We start from the raw sequence: 18,846 nt of genomic DNA, 5'->3' as shown, positions 1-18,846 counted from the left end.
GGGTTTTCCGCGGAGAATCTTTTACCGCGCCCGCCGACGGGCGCAGCACAAGGAGCAGACTTGGCCAACCGCACCGCCCCTTTCGCAGGTTTCGAATGGATGATCGCCTGGCGCTATCTGCGCGCGCGCCGCGCCGAGGGCGGGGTCAGCGTGATGACCTGGATCAGCCTGATCGGCATCACCCTGGCCGTGTTCGCCCTGATCGCCACCCTGTCGGTGCGGGCCGGGTTCCGGGCGGAATTCGTGGATACGATCCTCGGCGCGAACGCCCATGTCACCGTCTACAATTCGCTGCGGGTGACCGAAACCGGGCAGACCACGCGCACGATCGCCGACTATGCCGAAATGGCCGGCCGCATCGCAGCGGTGCCGGGGGTTACCCGCGCCGCGCCGCTGGTCAAGGGCCAGATCATGGCGTCGTCCCTGGGGCGCAATGCCGGGGCAGAGGTTTACGGCATCGCCCTGGACGACCTGAAAACCATCCCGCGCATCGCCGCCCCCGAGGATTTCAGCGGTGATATCGACAGGCTGAACGACGGCATCGCCATCGGTTCGGGCATCGCGCAATCGCTTGGCGTGGCGGTGGGCGACCGGGTCAAGCTGATCTCGCCCGAGGGGGTCAAGACGGCCTTCGGCACCTCGCCCCGCGTCAATGCCTATGAGGTGGTCTATATCTTCACCGCCGGCCGCTATGACATCGACCGCACCCGCATCTACATGCCCTTCGACGAGGCGCAGCGCTATTTCAACCGTGAAGGCGTGGCCGACGAGATCGAGGTGATGGTGCGCGATCCCGAAAACGTTTCCGCCCTGTCCGCCGCCCTGCTGGGTGCCGCGGGCGAAGGCACGAGGCTGTGGAGCTGGCGCGATGCTTCGGGTGCCTTCCTGCGGGCGCTGGATGTCGAAGATAACGTGATGTTCGTCATCATGGCGATCCTGGTGCTGATCGCGGCGATGAACATCGTCTCCGGCCTGATCATGCTGGTCAAGAACAAGGGGCGCGATATCGGCATCCTGCGCACCATGGGCCTGACCGAAGGCTCCGTTCTGCGGGTGTTTTTCATCTGTGGCGCCTTTGTCGGGCTGATCGGAACCGCGGCGGGGGTGGCGCTGGGCTGCCTGTTCGCGCTTTATATCGACCCGATCTTTTCCTTCGTGAACTACGTCGCGGGCGGCGGCGTCTGGGATCCGTCGATCCGGGGCATCTACAACCTTCCGGCAAAGCTGCAGCCGGGCGATGTGCTGTCGGCGGTGGGTCTGTCGCTGGGCCTGTCTTTTGTCGTCACCATCTTTCCCGCCCGCCGCGCGGCGCGGATGAACCCGGTAGAGGCGCTGCGTTATGAATGATGCCGTGCTGGAGCTGAACGGGATCGCCAAGGCCTATAACAAGGGCACGCCCGGCGAGGTGATGGTGCTGCGCGATGCCGCGCTGCGGGTTCAGCCGGGCGAGGTCGTGGCGCTGGTGGCGCCGTCGGGCGCCGGAAAATCGACGCTGCTGCACATCGCGGGGCTGCTGGATACGCCCGATGCCGGAACGGTTGCGATCAACGGGCAGGACATGACGCGCCTGCCCGACCGCAAGCGTACGGCGGCCCGGCGCAACGACGTGGGGTTCGTCTATCAGTTCCACCACCTGCTGCCCGAATTCACCGCGCTGGAAAACATCGTGCTGCCGCAGCTTGCCAACGGCATCCGCCGCCGCGATGCCGAGGCCCGCGCGCGGGATCTTCTGGGCCGCGTCGGCATCGCCGCGCGGGCCGATCACCGCCCCGCCGCCCTGTCAGGGGGGGAACAACAGCGGGTGGCCTTCTGCCGGGCGCTGGCCAACGCGCCGCGCATCCTGCTGGCGGACGAGCCCACGGGCAATCTGGACCCGGCGACATCGGACACGGTGTTCGGCACGTTGATGGAACTGGTCAAGGGCACCGGCCTGTCGGCGCTGATCGCCACCCATAACATGGCGCTGGCGGCGCGGATGGATCGCACGCTGCGGCTGGAAAACGGGCGCCTTGCCTGATGCGCCGCGCTTGATCCGGGTCAAGGCATGGCGCAGACTGCGGGCCTAGCCTCGCCGCGTGACCGAATGGAGATCCAGATGCGCCTGACCCTGTCCCTGCTGTGCGGTATCGCCCTTGCGCCGCAGCCCTCCTGGGCGGATACAACCGGCTGGGGCGCATTGCTGTATCGCCAGTATTGCGCCACCTGCCACGGGCTGGACGCGCGGGGCGGCGGGCCGATGACCGCGGTGCTGACCATCGCGGCGCCGGATCTGACCGCGCTTTCGGCGCGCAACGGCGGCACCTTCCCGATGCTTGACGTGGTCGGAGTGATCGATGGCCGGGCCGAGCTGCTTGGCCATGGCGGGCCGATGCCTGTCTTCGGCGCCCTGCTCGGCGGCGAAAGTGCGGTGCTTGACGGGCCCGACGGAACGGTGGTCGAAACTTCGGCCGATATCGTCGCCCTTGCCGAATGGCTGGAGACGATCCAGAAATGAGACGCAGCGCGCTCGTGCTGTTGCTGTGCCTTCTGCCAGCCCTGTCGCTGGCGCAGGCCGTCACGGTGCGCATCGACCTGTCGGATCAGAAGATGACCGTGTTCGCGCGCGAAGAACGGCTTTACGAATGGCCCGTCTCCACCGCGCGCGAAGGCAAATGTACCCCGGTCGGCACGTTCACCCCGGTCTGGATGACGCCGTTTCACCGCTCGACGATCTACAACGGCGCGGCGATGCCCTGGTCGATCTTCTTTCTGGGCAATTACGCGATCCACGGAACCGAGGCGGTGGGTCAGCTTGGCGCGCCCGCCTCGGCCGGCTGCATCCGTCTTGCGCCCGAAAACGCCGAAACGCTGTATCACATGGTCGAAAAGGCCGGGCTGAAAGACACCCGCGTGGTGATCGCGGAATAGGTTCAGGCCCGCAAGGTCACGAACACGCCCACCGCCATTACCGCGATTCCGGTGGCGCGGGTGGGCGTCAGCGGCTGGGGCAGGGCGCCCATCAGCCCGAAATGGTCGATCGTGGCGGCCGAGACGAGCTGCCCCAGCAGCACGAAGAACACCGCGTTTCCGACACCGAAACTCGGCGCGATCCAGGTGATGGACAGCACGTAGAACGCGATCAGCCCGCCCGCCAGAAACAGGTGTTTCGGGGCCCCGGCCACTGCCTTCAGCGGGCCGGGGCCGGTGAGCAGCAGAACCACGCAGGCGCACAGCAGCGCGACGGCGAACAGGCAGGCCGCGGCGGCGGCCGGGCTGCCCAGCCGAATCCCCAGCGCCGCGTTCAGCGCCGCCAGCACCGGAATGCCCAGCCCCGCCGACAGCATGATCGCGGCGAATTTCAATGTGGTGATATCCATCTGCGGCCTCCGGGCTATGCGCGCACAGGCTAGCGAGGCCGGCGCGCCGTGCAAAGCCGCAATCGGCGGGTGGGCAATCCATCGCAGGCCGCGCGAGCGACAGGATCATTGCGCGCCGCAAATGCTCATGTCAGGCTGGGCGCAAACGAACCGGCAAAGGGGCAAGGCGATGCGGCGAAACAGGATTGTGGCTTTGATCGGGGCGGCGGCGCTGCTGGGTGGTTGCGTGCAGGAGTCACAACAGGTCGGGCGCGCCAATTTCGAGGCGTATTGCGCCGGATGCCACGGCGACAACGCGCGCGGCAACGGGCCTCTGGCCGGCGAGCTGGAGGTGGCCCCGCCCGACCTGACCCTGATCGCCCTGCGCAACGGCGGTGATTTTCCCATGACCCGGGTGATGTCGGTGATTGACGGCTACACCCGGGCCGATCAGCACGGATCGACCATGCCCGAATTCGGCGCCTTGCTCGAAGGGCCGACGGTGATGGTGGAATACGAGGGCGGGGTGATGACCCCGACCCCGGCCACGCTGGTGGCGCTGGCGAATTATCTGGAGAGCGTGCAGCGATAGGGCGGTGCGGGCCACGCAGTCGGCGGCCCGCTAGATATCCAGCTCTTCCACGAATTGCGCGTTCGCCTGGATGTACTGAAACCGCATCTCCGGCTTCTTGCCCATCAGCCGTTCCACAAGATCGGCTGTCTCTCCCGGCTCGTCCTCGTCGATGCTGACCCGGATCAGCTTGCGCGTCTCGGGGTTCATCGTCGTGTCCTTCAGATCCTTGGCGTCCATCTCGCCCAGACCCTTGAAGCGGCTCACGTCGATCTTGCCCTTGCCGCCCAGCCCCTTGGCCAGCCATTCGTCGCGCTCCGCCTCGTCCAGGCAATAGACGCGGCGCGCGCCCTGGGTCAGCCGGAACAGCGGCGGGCAGGCGAGGTAGAGATGCCCGCGGTCGATCATCGGGCGCATCTGGGTGAAGAAGAAGGTCATCAGAAGGCTGGCGATATGCGCGCCGTCCACATCGGCATCGGTCATGATGATGACCTTGTCATAGCGCAGGTCATCGACGTTGAACTTGGTGCCCATGCCCACCCCCAGCGCCTGGCACAGGTCGCTGATTTCGGCATTGGTGCCCAGTTTGGAGCTGGCCGCCCCCAGCACGTTCAGGATCTTGCCGCGCAGCGGCAGCAGCGCCTGGTTCTTGCGCTCGCGCGCCATCTTGGCCGAGCCGCCGGCCGAGTCGCCCTCGACGATGAAAAGCTCGGTACCCTCGCGGTTGGCGCTAGAACAATCGACCAGCTTGCCGGGCAGGCGCAGCTTCTTGGTGGCGGTCTTGCGCGCGGTTTCCTTTTCGGCCCGGCGGCGCAGGCGTTCCTCGGCCTTCAGCACCAGATAATCGAGGATGGCGCCGGCGGCCTTGGTGTCAGCGGCCAGCCAGTTGTCGAAATGGTCACGCACCGCGCCTTCGACAAGGCGTGCGGCCTCGGTCGTGGCCAGGCGGTCTTTGGTCTGTCCGACGAATTCGGGCTCGCGGATAAAGCATGACACCAGCGCGCAGCCACCCGTGACCAGATCGTCGCGGGTGATGTCCTTGGCCTTGCGGTTGTTCACCAGCTCGCCGTAAGCGCGGATACCCTTCAGCACGGCGGCCCAGAACCCGGCCTCATGGGTGCCGCCCTCGGGCGTGGGCACGGTATTGCAGTAAGACTGGATGAAGCCGTCGCGCGAAGGCGTCCAGTTGATCGCCCATTCCACCGAACCGGGCTGGTTGAACTTTTCCTGAAAGCTGACCTTGCCGGCAAAGGGCCGGTCGGCATAGGTGGCGGCCTTGCCCAGCGTTTCGGTCAGGTAGTCGGCCAGCCCGCCGGGAAAGTGAAACGTGGCTTCGGTGGGGGTTTCGCCATCGTCGATCGCCGATTTCCAGCGGATCTCCACCCCCGAAAACAGATAGGCCTTGGAGCGGATGGATTTGAACAGCCGCGCGGGCTTGAACCGGTGCTTGCCGAAGATCTGCTCGTCGGCATGGAAGGTGACGGTCGTGCCGCGCCGGTTCGGGGCCGGGCCGACCTTGGCCACCGGGCCTTGCGGGATGCCGCGCGAAAACTCCTGCGCGAACAGTTCGCGGTTGCGCGCCACCTCGACCCGCATGTGATCGGACAGCGCGTTGACGACCGACGCGCCCACCCCGTGCAGCCCGCCCGATGTCTGATAGGCCTTGCCGCTGAACTTGCCGCCCGCGTGCAGGGTGCACAGGATCACCTCCAGCGCGGATTTTCCGGGGAACTTGGGATGCGGGTCGATCGGGATGCCGCGGCCGTTGTCGCGGATCGTGACCGAGTAATCGGCGTGCAGCTCCACCTCGATGCGGTTGGCATGGCCGGCCACGGCCTCGTCCATCGAGTTGTCCAGCACCTCGGCCACCAGATGGTGCAGCGCGCGTTCGTCGGTGCCGCCGATATACATGCCGGGCCGTTTGCGGACAGGCTCCAGCCCTTCCAGAACTTCGATGGAGGAGGCATCGTATTGGTCGGGATCGGCCCCGGAGAGGAGGTCGTTGGCCATGGGGTGCTGCTCTTTATTGGTGCTTTGCTTGGGGTCGTATTAGAGCAGGAGAGGGGGGGCGGGGCAATGGGGATTGGCGGGGATTGGCGCCGGGCGCGCAACCGCGCCGGGGGCCGTTGTTGTGTAACATTTATTTGACACCCATCAAGGCGCCGCGGCGCCGCATCGGATACCATACCGGAAATTTTTCAACGGAGATGCTTATGACCGATGCCGCCCCCGCCCTGAACGCCGCCCTGCCGAAATCCGCCGCCAAGCCTGCGGCGGCAAAGCCCACGCCGGCCACGATCGCCCATGCGTTCGAAACCGGCGAATACCCCTATGACACGCGGCTGTCGCGCCGGTCCTACGAGGTGCAGAAGGCCAGGCTTCAGGCGGAATTGCTGAAAGTGCAGATCTGGGCGCAAGAGACCGAGCAGAAATTCGTGATCCTGTTCGAAGGGCGCGACGCGGCCGGCAAGGGCGGCACGATCAAGCGGTTCATGGAGCATCTGAACCCGCGCCAGGCCCGGGTGGTGGCGCTGAACAAGCCGACATGGGAAGAAAAGGGCCAGTGGTTCTTTCAGCGCTATATCTCCGAACTGCCCACGGTGGGCGAAATGGTGTTCTACGACCGCTCGTGGTACAACCGCGCCGGGGTCGAGCGGGTGATGGGCTTTTGCTCGCCCAACGAATATCTGGAATTCATGCGCCAGACGCCCGAGTTGGAGCAGATGCTGGTGCGCTCGGGCATCCGGCTTTACAAATACTGGTTCTCGGTCACGCAAGACGAACAGCGCGCCCGCTTCAAGGCGCGCGAGACCGACCCGCTGAAACGCTGGAAACTGTCGCCGATCGACAAGGCCAGCCTGGACAAGTGGGACGATTACACCGAGGCGAAAGAGGCGATGTTCTTCTACACCGACACTGCCGACGCGCCCTGGACTGTCATCAAGTCGAACGACAAGAAACGCGCGCGGCTGGAATGCATGCGCCATTTCCTCAGCTCGCTTGATTATCCCGGCAAGAATCCCAAGATCGCCCATGCGCCGGACCCGCTGATCGTCAACGGGGCGCAGCATGTCATTCACAAGTCGGACCATATTCTGGGCGCCTCGATGCATCCCGAATTGCGCAAGGGGCGTGCGGAGGAGGAGGAGGGCAACGCGGTTTGAACGCGCCCCCGCGCCGCGCTATCCTGCCGCCAGAGGGGGCACCGGACCGGAAAGGGGGATGCCATGTGGAATGACCGTTTCGCGGACGAGGGCTATCTGTTCGGCAAGGAGCCTTCCGCATTCCTGCTGCGGGCCAGGCCCTGGCTGCGGCGGGGGCAGAGCGCCCTGTCCGTCGCCGATGGCGAGGGGCGCAATTCGGTGTGGCTGGCGCAGCAGGGGCTGCGGGTCACGGCGATGGACAGCGCGCCCAACGCCATCACGAAGGCCCGCGCCCTGGCGGCGGAGCGCGGGGTGGCCGTGGATTTCCGCCTGGGTGACATCACCACATGGGATTGGGGCGCGGCACAGTATGATGTCGTGGTGGCGATCTTCATCCAGTTCGCGGGCCCGGCGCTGCGCGAGCGGATCTTCGACGGGCTGAACCGGGCGCTGAAGCCGGGCGGGCTGTTGCTGCTGCACGGCTATGCGCCGCGACAGGTGGGCTATGGCACCGGTGGCCCGCCGCGGCGCGAGAACATGTACACCACCGACATGCTGCGCAGGGCGTTCGGTGGCTATGAGTTTCACCGGCTGGCGGATTTCGACGCCGAGGTTTCCGAAGGGCAGGGACATTCCGGCCTGTCGGCGCTGATCGACCTGATTGCGACAAAACCCGCCTGAGCCTGCTGCCCCTCTTGCCGTGCAAGGATGGCTCGCCTAAGGGGGCGGCATGAGCCCGCCTTTGACATATGCCCAACATGCGCGCGCGACGCTGGCGCTTGGCCTGCCGCTGATCGGCAGCCATCTGGCGCAGTTTGCCATCAACCTGACGGATGCGGCGATGCTGGGCTGGTACGACGTGGAAGCGCTGGCCGCCCAGGTGCTGGGCGGCACGCTGTTTTTCGTGCTGCTCATCATGGGATCGGGCTTTGCCTGGGCGCTGGTGCCACTGGTGGCCACCGCCGCCGCTTCGGGCGAGGAACGGCAGGTGCGGCGCGTGACCCGGATGGGGCTGTGGATGTCGATGGCCTTTGCCCTGCTGACCCTGCCGGTGTTCGCGTTCGCCGGCCCGATTCTGCTTGCCGCCGGGCAGGCGCCGGGGGTGGCCGGGCTGGCGCATCAGTATCTGGCGATCACCGGGTGGGCGATCGTGCCGGCGCTGCTGGTCATGGTTCTGAAAAGCTATCTGGCCGCGCTGGAGCGGACCCGGGTCGTGCTGTGGGTCACGCTGGGGGCGGTCGCGGTGAATGCGCTGGTCAATTACATGCTGATCTTCGGCAACTGGGGCGCGCCCGAGCTGGGCATTCGCGGGGCGGCCTGTGCCTCGCTCGCGGTGCAGATCGTTTCCGCGCTCGCGCTGATCGTCTACACCGCCCGGGCAACGCCGGAACATGCGCTGTTCCACCGGCTCTGGCGCCCCGACTGGGAGGCATTCGGGCAGGTGTTCCGCCTGGGATGGCCGATCGGGCTGACCAGCCTGGCCGAGGTGGGCCTGTTCTCGGCCTCGTCGGTGATGATGGGCTGGCTCGGCACGCTGCAACTGGCGGCGCACGGGATCGCGCTGCAGATCGCCTCGGTGGTGTTCATGGTGCATCTGGGCCTGTCGAGCGCGGCGACGATCCGTGCCGGGCGGGCGCGCGGGCAGGGTGACACGCTGGGCCTGCGCCGGGGAGCGACGGTTGCCATCGCCCTGTCGCTGCTGGTGGCTGTACTGACCGTTATCGCGTTTCTTGCCGTTCCGGTGCCGTTGCTGGGCCTGTTCGTGGCGCCGGACGATCCGGCCCGGGCCGAGGTGCTTGCCATCGGCACGGTGCTTCTGGCCGCCGCGGCGCTGTTTCAGCTGGGCGATGCGGCGCAGGTGATGGCGCTGGGGCTGCTGCGCGGGGTGCAGGATACCCGCGTGCCGATGGTGATGGCCGGTATCAGCTATTGGCTGGTCGGGATGCCGGTAAGCTATGTGCTGGGATTCGTGCTGGGCTGGGGCGGGGCGGGGATCTGGCTGGGGCTCGCCTCCGGGCTGGCGCTGGCGGCGGTGCTGATGATGACCCGGTTCTGGCGCCATGCGGTTCGGCCCGCGTGAAGAGATTTCTTGCCTCCGGCGGGGATATTTGGGGAAAGATGAAGGGGCCGGTCAGCCCTTGTCGGCACTCATGATCCGTTCGGCCTTTTTGCGCACCAGCACCGAGCGCAGATCGTGCATGGCCAGCAGCAGCGCGTCGGTCACCATGTCGAGCTGATCGGCGGTGGCGCGCGACTGGGCCCATTGGGTGGTGAGGTTCAGGTGATCGACCGCGCGCAGGATATCGTCGATGTCCCGTTCGGCGAGCACCGCGCGGCGGTCGACGATCCAGCCTTCGATGACCGCGATATCGGCGGCCGACAACACCCGGTCGCCATGCGGCCGGATCTCGCCGCTGCGGATATTGACCACCGCGATCTGATCCATGTCGATGCGGCGCTGGCGGTTCTCGGTGTCGATCCGGAACACCAGCGCGCCGTTTTCACGGATGCGGAAGTAATAGTCTGGCAGTTCGCCGGCCATGCGGGGGCCCTTTGTCAGGTCAGGGTGGCGCAGAAATCCCGGATGCGGGTGCAGGCTTCTTTCAGCGCGTCGTCGGATGTGGCGTAGCTGACGCGGAAATTGGGGGACAGCCCGAACGCCGCGCCGAAGACCACGGCCACGCCCTTTTCCTCGAGCAGCGCTTTCGCGAAGGTTTCGTCATTGTCGATCTTCACGCCGCCGGCCGAGGTCTTGCCGATGCAGCCCGCGACCGACGGGTAGACATAGAACGCGCCTTCCGGCACCGGGCAGGAAATCCCCTCTGCGGCATTCAGCATCTCGACCACCATGTCGCGGCGGCGCTGGAACACCTTGTTGTTCTCGGCGATGAAATCCTGCGGGCCGTTCAGCGCCTCGACCGCCGCCCATTGGCTGATCGAGCAGGGGTTGGAGGTGCTTTGCGACTGGATCTTGCGCATCGCGGCGATCAGTTTTTCCGGGCCCGCGGCATAGCCGATGCGCCAGCCTGTCATGGCATAGGCCTTGGACACGCCGTTGCAGGTGAGTGTGCGGTCATAGAGCCCCGGTTCGACCTGCGCCGGGGTGCAGAATTCGAAATCGCCGTAGGTCAGGTGTTCGTACATGTCATCGGTCATCACCCAGACATGGGGGTGGCGCATCAGAACGTCGGTCAGCTCTTTCAGCTCGGCGCGCGTGTAGCCCGCCCCGGTCGGGTTGGAGGGCGAGTTGAAGATGAACCATTTGGTCTTTGGCGTGATCGCCGCCTCGAGCTGATCGGCCGTCAACTTGAAGCCGGTCTGGATGGATGCCTCGGCGATCACCGGTTCGCCGCCGGCCAGCAGCACCATGTCGGGGTAGCTGACCCAGTAGGGCGCGGGGATGATCACCTCGTCTCCGGGGTTCATCGTGGCCACCAGAGCGTTGTAGAGGATCTGCTTGCCGCCGGTGCCCACGGACACCTGCGCGGGGGTATACTCCAGCCCGTTGTCGCGCTTGAGCTTGGCGCAGATCGCCTCTTTCAGTTCGGGGATACCGTCGACGGCGGTGTATTTCGTCTTGCCGGCGTCGATGGCGGCCTTCGCGGCCTGCTTGATATTGTCGGGCGTGTCGAAATCCGGCTCTCCGGCGCCGAGGCCGATGACGTCCTTGCCCGCGGCCTTCAGCTCGCGCGCCATGTTGGAGACGGCGATGGTCGGCGAGGGTTTCACCCGGTCAAGTGTCGCGGAAAGAAAGGGCATGGTCGCCTCCGGTTTGAAAACGCATGACTTCTCTCATAGGGTGCGCGCGAAGGCCGTTCAAGCAGGTTCGGCGGAAAGGCGGAAGCGATGCAGAGCGAAACAGACGGCGAGAACGACTGGTATTCGGACGAGGCCGCGACATTCGGCGACCGGATGGCCGGCGCGCGCGAGGCGCTGGGGCTGACACAGGCGGAGCTGGCCAGGCGCATGGGGGTCAAGCTGAAAACCGTGCGCGCCTGGGAAGAGGATCTGAACGAGCCGCGCGCCAACAAGCTCCAGATGTTGGCGGGGGTGCTGAACGTATCGATCATGTGGCTGCTGAACGGCGAGGGCGACGGGCTCGACGCGCCCGAGCAGGAGGTGCCGGTCTCGCCGGACATGCGCGATCTTCTGACCGAGATACGCGGAGTCAAATCGGAGATGGGCCTGTTGGCCGACAAGCTGGGGCGGCTGGAAAAGAAGCTGCGCGCAACGCTGAAAGAGGGGATGTGATGCAGGAAACGCATGAAAACCGGCTCAAACGGATGGTGATGCGCGCCGGGCATCGCGGGATGAAGGAGATGGATATCATCCTGGGCAATTTCGCCCGGTCCGAGCTGGCGGCCATGGCCACGGTCGAGCTGGATGCGCTGGACGCGCTGATGGAGGAGAACGATCAGGATCTCTATCGGTGGGTCACCGGGCAGGCGCAGCCGCCCGCCGCCTTTGCCGGTCTGATCGAACGGATCGCCGTGCATGCCGGTGCCCGCTGAGCGCGCGCAGGCGTGATGCGGCCTTAACCAAATCTTCTGACCTTGGCGTTTATCCCTGTTCCCACGCAGTGACGGACGGAGTGACAGATGAGTATCCAAGGCCCTATTTCGGCGCCGGCGCGCCCCGGATTCATGTCGGGGTATCTGGAGGCGCTTGCATTGGTGGAGCGGCTGCACCGTCTGCTGCTTGATGTCATCAAGGATGAGTTCGAACGGGTCGGCGTGCCCGAGATCAACCCGGTTCAGGCGCTTCTTCTGTTCAACGTCGGCGACAACGAGGTGACGGCGGGCGAGCTGAAAAGCCGTGGCTACTATCAGGGGTCGAACGTGTCCTACAACCTCAAGAAACTGGTCGAGATGGGCTATATGCACCACCAGCGGAGCGAGGTTGACCGCCGTTCGGTGCGTGTCCGGCTGACCGCCCGTGGGCGGGAGGTGCGCGATCTGGTGGGCGATCTGTTCGCCCGCCACGCCGAGGGGCTGCAGGAACGGGGTGTCATCGGCATGGACGGGCTGGAGAATATCACGGCCTCGCTGCGCCGGATGGAACGTTACTGGACCGATCAGATCCGTTATATCTACTGATCCGGGGCCAGCCGGGCCACGCTGAGGCCCATGAGTTCCTTCAGCAGTTTGCGCACCATCGCATCCTCGAATTCCCTGAACCCGTGCGCCGGCTCGACAAAGGCGCCGGGCCCCTGAATGACCTCGGCCCGGAAATAGGCCGTCAGTTCCGCGGCCGCATCGCCGGTCTCTTCGCCGATGACGAGCGCGTTGATCGTGAGGCCGCGCAGCAGGGTATCGGGCCGGACCTCGCGCGGGCGCGGCCCGTCGTTCGATTCGCCGTCGCCTGTCAGATCCAGCGTGCGGGTCCAGCATCCGGCCTGATCGCGCAGCAAACGGCCCCCGGTCAGAAGCGCGGCGCCGATGGCGGTGGCCTGGCCGGCAAGCTGGCGCCGGGCCCCGGTGATGGCCGCCGCCGCCTCTGTCAGCGTTTGCGCGCTGTCCACTTGCGTCCAGGGCAGAAGGACCGCCTGATCCTCTATGCTGCTCCATTCGTAGACGGCCAGCATCACCGGCGCCTCGGGCATGGCCAGCAGCGCCTGCTGCACCTCGGGGTGAAGCAGCGCCGCCGCCAGCCCGTCGAGCTGAAGCCGGTATTCATGCACATCGACCGAACCCGACACATCAAGCCCGATCGCCAGCGCCTGCCGACAGGCCGCGCCCGCCATCGCGGGCATGACAAGGCCGAGACCAACGGCCATGCCCAGCAGGGCAGGGCGCAGATCTGCATGGGGCGTCTTCAGCGTATTACCTTTCCGCCCCATGTGGAGGGGCTACCAATGGCCGGTGTTTTCCATGCTGGCCCAGGGTTCGGCCGGCTCCTTGGCGCCGCCCGCCTGCAACAGCTCGATCGAGATATTGTCGGGGCTGCGCACAAAGGCCATGTACCCGTCGCGCGGCGGGCGGTTGATGGTCACGCCATTGTCCATCAGATGCTGGCACATCGCGTAGATATCCTCGACCTCATAGGCCAGATGCCCGAAATGACGGCTGTCCGATGGCAACCCGTCGTCGCCGTCCCAGTTCCACGTCAGCTCGACCGGGCATTCCTCCTGCCCGGGCGCGGCCAGATAGACGAGGGTAAAGCGCCCGCCTTCGCTGTCGATGCGCCGCGTCTCCTTCAGGCCGAGAAGTTCATAAAATGCCATGGATTTTTCCAGATCCAGAACCCGGACCATGGTGTGAAGGTATTTTACCTGCATGGGATGTCTCCTGCTACCGGTCGAAAACCTAGCACATCGCGGGGGGCGGTAAAGGCCGCCGGACCATTCCGTCAAAAGGCCGAGCGCACGCCGATGCTGATGCCGTATTCCTCGTTCTCATAGAGCGATACGTTGGACAGGTTGCGGCTGGCCTTCAGCGCGATTTCCGGGGCGAACCCGTAATAATCACGCTCGGCGAAGAAGGCGGTCAGCCGCAGCGTCGTCTTGTCGTCGGCGCGGGCCGAGGTGCCGTAAAGCGGCTGGTCATACTGCCGCGCCTCATAGCTCAGCGAAACGCCCAGCCATGCCCCGATAACGGGCTTGCCGTGGTTGTAGGTCACGGTGGCGATGCGCGCGTCATGGGCGATGGCCGGCCCGTCGGATTGCGCATCGCGCAGGCCAAGCCCAAGCTGCAACCCGCCACCCCCCGGCAGGCGCCGTGACCACGCCGCCTCGGCCGTCCAGGTGGTCGAGTCGTTGATGCTGTAATCCTTGCGCCACTGCTCTTCGGCCGACAGCGAAAAGCGCAGCCTGCCCGTCTGCCCCAGCCGGACGCCCTGCTGCGCCTGAAGCCGCAGGTAATCGGCCAGATGCGCGCCGCCCGACCACGCCTTGCCAAAGGTGGTCGACAGGGTGGTTGGCCCGGTTGCCCGCGACACGAAGGTGGTGCCGCCGAATGTCAGCTGCGCCTCCTGATAGGCCAGATCGCCACTGTCGACGTCGGGCGCCTGGGCCCGTGCCTCGGATGACAGGCTATAGGATTTGGTGTCGAGCGCGCCGGAAACGAACAGCCACGTGCGCTCTTGCACCCGGCGCCGGTATTCCGACTGCAGGCCGAACCGGTACTCGATCCCCGAAAGCGCCCGCGCATCGCCGCTGAGGATGAAGGAAAGCCCCCCGATATCAATGGTGTCTGATTTGGAGCCGTTGTTGACGTTGGACGAGGGCGTGATGCCGAAGGACAGCTGGGTAGACCATGGGTTGCGGCCGCGCACATAGCGGAAATCGCGAACGGCCAGCGCCCGTGCGGTATCGCTCGGCGCGACCTGCGCGGCGCGGCGCAGCCAAAGCTGGGCACGGGTCCGCGCCCCGGCCGAAGACAGCGCCTGCGCCACTGAAAGAGCCGCAAAGTAACGGTCGTTCTCGGTTTCCGCCAGTTGCCAGGCCGCGCGCCCCGCGGCGCGTGCCGTATCGTACTGCCCCAGATTCCGTGCCGCGCGCGATTTGGCGATCAGGGCGAACACGTCCTGCGGGTCGCGCTGCAGCAGCGCCTCTGCCAGGCGCAGGGCTGTCGCGTCGTCCCGCTGTTCCAGCGCCAGGCCGACGGCGGCGCGCATTTGATCCGGGCGCAGGGTGACCGCCGTCTGGGCAACGGCGGGCAACGCGGTCAGCAGCAGGCCGGCGCAGAGCCAGGCCAGCCGCAGGGGCCGGGCGAAACGCATCGCCTCAGGGCCGGTACAGGATGAACCCGCCGGTTTCGCGCACCGTGACGTTGTCATAACGTGGATCTTCAGCCTCGGCCGTCAGCACGCCGACGATTTCATCCGCGTTGTCGCCGGAGATGACGGCATAGTATTTGCCGGTTTCGAACCCCTGCAGCGCGCCGGTCGCGTCGGTGACATTGCTGCTCACGCCGCCCAGAATCTCTCCATTCGTATCGAGAACGCCAGGGCCGACCACGAAGTTAATCTGCGGTAGCGCGGTATAACTTCTGCCGTATTGCGTTCCCAGGGCGCTGATAATCGACTCGGTTATATCGCTGCCGTTCACATCGTAAACACGGCGGTTGGTCACTTTGCCCTTTACCGCGTCGCCGGCGTTGAAATCGTTGAAGTCGATGGCCGCGGTCATGTCGCCGGTGGCATATTCCAGCCCGCCCTTGCCGTTGAAGTCGCGCAGCGCGGCATATTGGCCGGAATAGGCCGCCTGACCGGTGGTGGGCAGGGTCACGCCGCCGTCGCGCTGATAGACGAAACCGCCGAAGCCGTAGCCTACATAGGCGCCGGTGCGCACGATGGCGAATTGCGTGGTGGCCAGCCCGTTGGCATCGGTATTGGTGCTGACGCCGTAGATCGCCTTGTGCTCGAACTGAGAGATCGGAACGCCGGTGACCGGATCGTTGAACACGCCGTCACCCTCATAAACCGCGTAGGGGCCGAGGCTGCCGACTATATCGTCGCGCTGATAGGTGTTGGCGCCGTCGAAGGCCAGGTTATCAACCGAAAACGTATCGGTGGCGGCATCATAGCTGACCGATTGTGCATAGCCGTCGCCGGTGTCGGTGGGCGGCTCGTAGCGATAGATACCCAGATCGGCGGTGGGGCTGGCCGTGCCGGGGGGCACGGTGCGGTCACTGTCGATGCCGGTGCCCGGATCGGTCGTCGGGTCGGTGGTCGGATCCGTGGTGGGATCCTCGGTGTCATCGGTCGGGCCGCCGGTGATCGGGTTGGTGCCATCGCCGCCGGAACAGGCGGCAACCGCAAGACAGGCCGCCGAGGCAAGGAAAATGCGTTTCATGATGCTGCTCTTTGTTTATTCGTTTTGCGCGAAGCGTCTTGTTTGCGGGGCCAAAAGTCAATTCCCGGCGGGTGGCTTTTGCCGATGCGTTGCGTAAAATCCCGCCTTGCCGGGGTCGCGCGAAATTCACCGCATATCGTGGTTCCGCAAAGGTGCCGCCATAGATATAGTGGCCTCCGACTCGTTTGAAGAACAACAAGGATCGCCCCCATGCCGCTGAGCCCCGAGCAACAGGCCGAGATTGACACCCTGCGCGCCACGCCGAAACCCACGCTGCGGGCGGTGTCCGAAGGGATGGAGGCGCATCTTTACAAGGCGATCCCGGTGCTGGATCACGGGTTTGTCCGGGTTATCGACTATATGGGCGACGATGCCGCCATCTGTCAGGCGGCGCGCGTGTCCTATGGAAAGGGCACCAAATCTGTCAGCAACGATGCCGGGCTGATCCGCTATCTGATGCGGCACTGGCATTCGACCCCGTTCGAGATGTGCGAGATCAAGCTGCATGTCAAACTGCCGGTCTTCGTTGCGCGGCAGTGGATCCGCCACCGCACCGCCAACGTCAACGAATATTCGGCCCGCTACTCGATCCTCGACCGAGAGTTCTACATCCCCGAGCCGGGCGCGCTGGCGGCGCAGTCGGTTGTGAACAACCAGGGCCGCGGCGCGGTTCTGGAAGGGGCAGAGGCCGCCCGCGTGCTGGAGATTCTCAAGGCCGACAGCAACCGCGCCTATGACAATTATGAGGCGATGATTTCCGACGAGGGCCAGCAGGGCCTCGCGCGAGAGCTGGCCCGGATGAACCTGCCCGCGAATATCTACACGCAATGGTACTGGAAGGTTGATCTGCACAACCTGTTCCACTTTCTGCGTCTGCGCGCCGACGTCCATGCGCAATACGAGATCCGGGTTTACGCCGACGCGATCTGTTCGGTCGTGGCCGACTGGGTGCCCGCCGCCTTCGCCGCGTTCGAGGATTACCGGATGGGCGGCGTCACACTTTCCTCAAAGGCGCTCGACTGTCTGCGCCGGATGCTGAAGGGTGAAGAGGTGACGCAGGAAAATTCCGGCATGAGCAAGGGCGAATGGCGGGAGTTCGAGGGCGTGTTGGGGGAGTGAGGCTCTGAGCCTCATGTCTTTCGTACATAACCGGGGGGCGTTTCGTGCGGAAGGTGCGATCAACCGGCGATTGAAGCCCCGCCGCGTGTCAGCGCAAACATCCCGCGAGGCCGCGCCGCCGCGCGCCCGACTCGATTGACTCCGCCCCCCAAGAGATTAACGTTTCGTTAATAAAAAGATTTTCGAGCAGTAAAACATTTATTGGTGGGGGTACCATGTTGAACACGACCTATGCGGCCGCCTTGTGCGGCTCTCTTGTGCTGTCTGCGGTTTCGGCGCTGGCCGGAACCGATACCGCACCGAACAATCCGAACTCCACGCCGGTGCGGTCTTATCCGTATACGGTCAACAACTGCCCGCTTCAGTTGGCGCCGGTCCAGGCGCCCTCGGGCGTGTCTTGCGATGGAACGCCGGTGTTCCCGTTCCAGCAGGTGGCAGAGGTTCCGCAGCATTATAACGGCCGCGTCTTCATCCTGAACGTGAAGGACTCGGGCTATCAGGAACTGGGCTGGTAAGGGGGCGGATAAGCTTATCCGTAAATTTGATCCACGGGTCGTCATATTCCTGTTACACTTGGTTCAGAGCCAAGAACAAGAAGGACCGACTCACCCGTGCCCTCTCTCCGCATCGCTGTTCTGACAGCCGCCTTGCTGGGCGGGTCGGCGGTTGCCGCCTCGCCCATTGCCGAAATCATCTGCGCCCCGCGCGATGAGATGACCCAAAAGCTGACCCGGCAGCTTGGTGAAACCCGCGTGGCCACCGGCATACGAGATATCGAACGGATCATGGAAGTCTGGCGCTCGGAATCATCCGGCGACTGGACCCTTGTGATGACCTATGCCGATGGCAAAAGCTGTATCGTCGCCATGGGCGAAGACTGGAGCGATCTGTCGCCCAGGCCGGAAAAAGATCCGGCCTGACAGGGGCTTGGCCTAACCGTCGATCAGTTTCAGCGCCCCGGCCTGTCGCAGATGCCGGACGGTGCCGGGATGGTCGGTTTCCCACGCCTTGAACCGAAGGTACCCGTCGCGCAGCCCCGCCGCCCGCGTGGCCATGGGGGCACCGGCAAGGGCGGCCAGTTCCTCTTCGGTCAGGAAATGCGCTTTGACCCGGCTGTAGGCCACGGCGCAGATCTGCGCTTCGGCGGGGGGCAGAAATGTGCTCTGCGCGGCCAGATCGCAACTGTAGTAGATGGCCAGAATGGTCAGAAAATCAGGCATGTCACCCTCCTTCGCTGGGGAAGGTGAGCGTGCGCAGGAAGAGGGATCAGCCCTTGCGGCCGCTCACCTCCCATTTTTCGTTCGCGTCGTGGGGTCAGGATAGATGCGGCGTGCTGTCGCGCCTAATCACGATTGCCGCGTCGCGGCGCGCTCCGGACGGGCGCGAACCGAATGAGCGAAATAGCAGCGTTTGCCGAAAAACAAAGCGCCGCCCGGAGGGATCGCGCGGCGCAGATGTGAAAGTGAATCGTCGGTCAGAGCGCCTTGAGATCGCCGGCGGACTGGCGGCCATCCCGGCCTTCGATCATTTCAAAGGCGACCTTCTGATTGTCGGCCAGCCCGGTCATTCCGGCGCGTTCAACGGCCGAAATATGCACGAAAATATCCTTGCCGCCATCATCGGGCGCAATGAAGCCGTAGCCTTTGGTGGTGTTGAACCATTTCACGGTGCCGGTGGGCATTCCGTTTCTCCTTTCGTCAAGGCCCGTCCGCGGTATTGCTTCGGGCAGGTCACAGCCAGGGTCTTCCAAGTCTTCCGGCTGCCCCTGAAGGAGGAGCGGTCGTCATAGAAACTCTGTCGTCACGTCAAAATCATGGGGGGCGAATCGCGTGAAAATCAAGGGTGAAGTCTCGCCTTCCGCGCCGCCCGGCTATAGTCTGCGCA

The 18,846-nt window shown here is 65.0% G+C and carries 24 protein-coding genes; 14 read left to right on the top strand and 10 right to left on the bottom strand.

Annotated elements, in window-relative coordinates:
* Window positions 1-60 precede the first annotated feature (60 nt).
* From GGR17_RS03350 to GGR17_RS03335, 4 genes are all read left to right on the top strand, one after another.
* Window positions 61-1,347, top strand: a complete 1,287-nt coding sequence (locus GGR17_RS03350; RefSeq protein ID WP_054538097.1) for a lipoprotein-releasing ABC transporter permease subunit — start codon at window positions 61-63, stop codon at window positions 1,345-1,347.
* Complete coding sequence (locus tag GGR17_RS03345) at window positions 1,340-2,017, top strand: ABC transporter ATP-binding protein (RefSeq protein WP_037204181.1); 678 nt, start codon at window positions 1,340-1,342, stop codon at window positions 2,015-2,017. The genes GGR17_RS03350 and GGR17_RS03345 overlap by 8 nt, the downstream gene beginning before the upstream one ends.
* A gap of 78 nt (window positions 2,018-2,095) precedes the next feature.
* Complete coding sequence (locus GGR17_RS03340; protein WP_037204275.1) at window positions 2,096-2,494, top strand: c-type cytochrome; 399 nt, start codon at window positions 2,096-2,098, stop codon at window positions 2,492-2,494.
* Window positions 2,491-2,907, top strand: a complete 417-nt coding sequence (locus GGR17_RS03335) for a L,D-transpeptidase (RefSeq protein WP_054538098.1) — start codon at window positions 2,491-2,493, stop codon at window positions 2,905-2,907. The genes GGR17_RS03340 and GGR17_RS03335 overlap by 4 nt, the downstream gene beginning before the upstream one ends.
* A 2-nt stretch (window positions 2,908-2,909) precedes the next feature.
* Here GGR17_RS03335 and GGR17_RS03330 read toward each other — a convergent pair whose 3' ends face one another.
* Entirely contained in the window at window positions 2,910-3,356 is a 447-nt protein-coding gene (locus tag GGR17_RS03330) for a DMT family transporter (RefSeq protein WP_054538099.1), read from the bottom strand.
* A gap of 169 nt (window positions 3,357-3,525) precedes the next feature.
* Here GGR17_RS03330 and GGR17_RS03325 point away from each other — a divergent pair, with 169 nt between their 5' ends.
* Window positions 3,526-3,927: a c-type cytochrome gene (locus GGR17_RS03325; RefSeq protein ID WP_054540311.1), complete on the top strand. Its 402-nt coding sequence runs from the start codon at window positions 3,526-3,528 to the stop codon at window positions 3,925-3,927.
* 30 nt (window positions 3,928-3,957) lie between these two features.
* On the opposite strand, the gene parE is transcribed toward GGR17_RS03325, so the two are convergent.
* Window positions 3,958-5,916: a DNA topoisomerase IV subunit B gene (gene parE / locus GGR17_RS03320; RefSeq protein ID WP_037204169.1), complete on the bottom strand. Its 1,959-nt coding sequence runs from the start codon at window positions 5,914-5,916 to the stop codon at window positions 3,958-3,960.
* A gap of 203 nt (window positions 5,917-6,119) precedes the next feature.
* On the opposite strand from parE, the gene ppk2 reads away from it, so the two are divergent.
* The 3 genes from ppk2 (at window position 6,120) to GGR17_RS03305 (ending at window position 9,129) form a co-directional block, all read left to right on the top strand.
* Window positions 6,120-7,070, top strand: coding sequence for a polyphosphate kinase 2 (gene ppk2, locus GGR17_RS03315; RefSeq protein WP_082386510.1), 951 nt, complete (start codon window positions 6,120-6,122; stop codon window positions 7,068-7,070).
* Window positions 7,071-7,133: 63 nt separating this feature from the next.
* Window positions 7,134-7,730, top strand: a complete 597-nt coding sequence (locus tag GGR17_RS03310) for an SAM-dependent methyltransferase (RefSeq protein ID WP_054538100.1) — start codon at window positions 7,134-7,136, stop codon at window positions 7,728-7,730.
* Window positions 7,731-7,779: 49 nt separating this feature from the next.
* Entirely contained in the window at window positions 7,780-9,129 is a 1,350-nt protein-coding gene (locus GGR17_RS03305) for an MATE family efflux transporter (protein WP_037204160.1), read from the top strand.
* Window positions 9,130-9,180: 51 nt separating this feature from the next.
* Here GGR17_RS03305 and GGR17_RS03300 read toward each other — a convergent pair whose 3' ends face one another.
* Both GGR17_RS03300 and GGR17_RS03295 read right to left on the bottom strand, forming a co-directional pair.
* Window positions 9,181-9,591, bottom strand: a complete 411-nt coding sequence (locus GGR17_RS03300; RefSeq protein ID WP_054538101.1) for a hypothetical protein — start codon at window positions 9,589-9,591, stop codon at window positions 9,181-9,183.
* A 14-nt stretch (window positions 9,592-9,605) separates the two neighbouring features.
* Window positions 9,606-10,808 (bottom strand): pyridoxal phosphate-dependent aminotransferase, encoded by a 1,203-nt coding sequence (locus tag GGR17_RS03295; protein ID WP_054538102.1) that lies wholly within the window; start codon window positions 10,806-10,808, stop codon window positions 9,606-9,608.
* An 87-nt stretch (window positions 10,809-10,895) separates the two neighbouring features.
* Here GGR17_RS03295 and GGR17_RS03290 point away from each other — a divergent pair, with 87 nt between their 5' ends.
* The 3 genes from GGR17_RS03290 to GGR17_RS03280 all read left to right on the top strand — a co-directional run bounded on the left by GGR17_RS03290 (window position 10,896) and on the right by GGR17_RS03280 (window position 12,145).
* A complete protein-coding gene (locus GGR17_RS03290) occupies window positions 10,896-11,300 on the top strand; it encodes a helix-turn-helix domain-containing protein (protein ID WP_054538103.1) in 405 nt (134 codons plus the stop codon).
* A complete protein-coding gene (locus tag GGR17_RS03285; RefSeq protein ID WP_054538104.1) occupies window positions 11,300-11,560 on the top strand; it encodes an FAD assembly factor SdhE in 261 nt (86 codons plus the stop codon). The genes GGR17_RS03290 and GGR17_RS03285 overlap by 1 nt, the downstream gene beginning before the upstream one ends.
* 87 nt (window positions 11,561-11,647) lie before the next feature.
* Window positions 11,648-12,145, top strand: a complete 498-nt coding sequence (locus GGR17_RS03280) for a MarR family winged helix-turn-helix transcriptional regulator (protein WP_054538105.1) — start codon at window positions 11,648-11,650, stop codon at window positions 12,143-12,145.
* Here GGR17_RS03280 and GGR17_RS03275 read toward each other — a convergent pair.
* From GGR17_RS03275 to GGR17_RS03260, 4 genes are all read right to left on the bottom strand, one after another.
* Entirely contained in the window at window positions 12,139-12,888 is a 750-nt protein-coding gene (locus tag GGR17_RS03275; protein ID WP_082386511.1) for a DUF1194 domain-containing protein, read from the bottom strand. The two genes, GGR17_RS03280 and GGR17_RS03275, sit on opposite strands and share 7 nt — an antisense overlap.
* A 9-nt stretch (window positions 12,889-12,897) precedes the next feature.
* Window positions 12,898-13,326 (bottom strand): VOC family protein, encoded by a 429-nt coding sequence (locus GGR17_RS03270; protein ID WP_037204143.1) that lies wholly within the window; start codon window positions 13,324-13,326, stop codon window positions 12,898-12,900.
* Window positions 13,327-13,397: 71 nt separating this feature from the next.
* Window positions 13,398-14,768 (bottom strand): tetratricopeptide repeat protein, encoded by a 1,371-nt coding sequence (locus GGR17_RS03265; RefSeq protein ID WP_054538106.1) that lies wholly within the window; start codon window positions 14,766-14,768, stop codon window positions 13,398-13,400.
* 4 nt (window positions 14,769-14,772) lie between these two features.
* Complete coding sequence (locus GGR17_RS03260; RefSeq protein ID WP_054538107.1) at window positions 14,773-15,843, bottom strand: hypothetical protein; 1,071 nt, start codon at window positions 15,841-15,843, stop codon at window positions 14,773-14,775.
* A 210-nt stretch (window positions 15,844-16,053) separates the two neighbouring features.
* Between GGR17_RS03260 and thyX the strand changes: the two genes are divergently transcribed.
* From thyX to GGR17_RS03245, 3 genes are all read left to right on the top strand, one after another.
* The gene (gene thyX / locus GGR17_RS03255) at window positions 16,054-16,962 is read left to right on the top strand and encodes an FAD-dependent thymidylate synthase (RefSeq protein ID WP_037204137.1); all 909 of its coding nucleotides are present in this window, start codon (window positions 16,054-16,056) and stop codon (window positions 16,960-16,962) included.
* Window positions 16,963-17,177: 215 nt separating this feature from the next.
* The gene (locus tag GGR17_RS03250) at window positions 17,178-17,477 is read left to right on the top strand and encodes a hypothetical protein (protein ID WP_054538108.1); all 300 of its coding nucleotides are present in this window, start codon (window positions 17,178-17,180) and stop codon (window positions 17,475-17,477) included.
* Between the two features lie 96 nt (window positions 17,478-17,573).
* Window positions 17,574-17,882 carry a hypothetical protein gene (locus tag GGR17_RS03245; protein ID WP_255353380.1) on the top strand — a complete coding sequence of 103 codons (309 nt, stop codon included), beginning with the start codon at window positions 17,574-17,576 and terminating at the stop codon, window positions 17,880-17,882.
* A 12-nt stretch (window positions 17,883-17,894) separates the two neighbouring features.
* Here the strand turns inward: GGR17_RS03245 and GGR17_RS03240 are convergent, their stop codons facing one another.
* Both GGR17_RS03240 and GGR17_RS03235 read right to left on the bottom strand, forming a co-directional pair.
* Complete coding sequence (locus GGR17_RS03240; protein ID WP_037204129.1) at window positions 17,895-18,182, bottom strand: hypothetical protein; 288 nt, start codon at window positions 18,180-18,182, stop codon at window positions 17,895-17,897.
* Between the two features lie 254 nt (window positions 18,183-18,436).
* A complete protein-coding gene (locus tag GGR17_RS03235; RefSeq protein ID WP_037204123.1) occupies window positions 18,437-18,643 on the bottom strand; it encodes a cold-shock protein in 207 nt (68 codons plus the stop codon).
* Window positions 18,644-18,846: the final 203 nt, after the last annotated feature.

The organism is Actibacterium naphthalenivorans, assembly GCF_014196965.1.
Taxonomy (GTDB): domain Bacteria; phylum Pseudomonadota; class Alphaproteobacteria; order Rhodobacterales; family Rhodobacteraceae; genus Actibacterium_A; species Actibacterium_A naphthalenivorans.
Note: the sequence above shows the minus strand (reverse complement) of the source record. Positions and strands in the feature narration are given on the sequence as shown.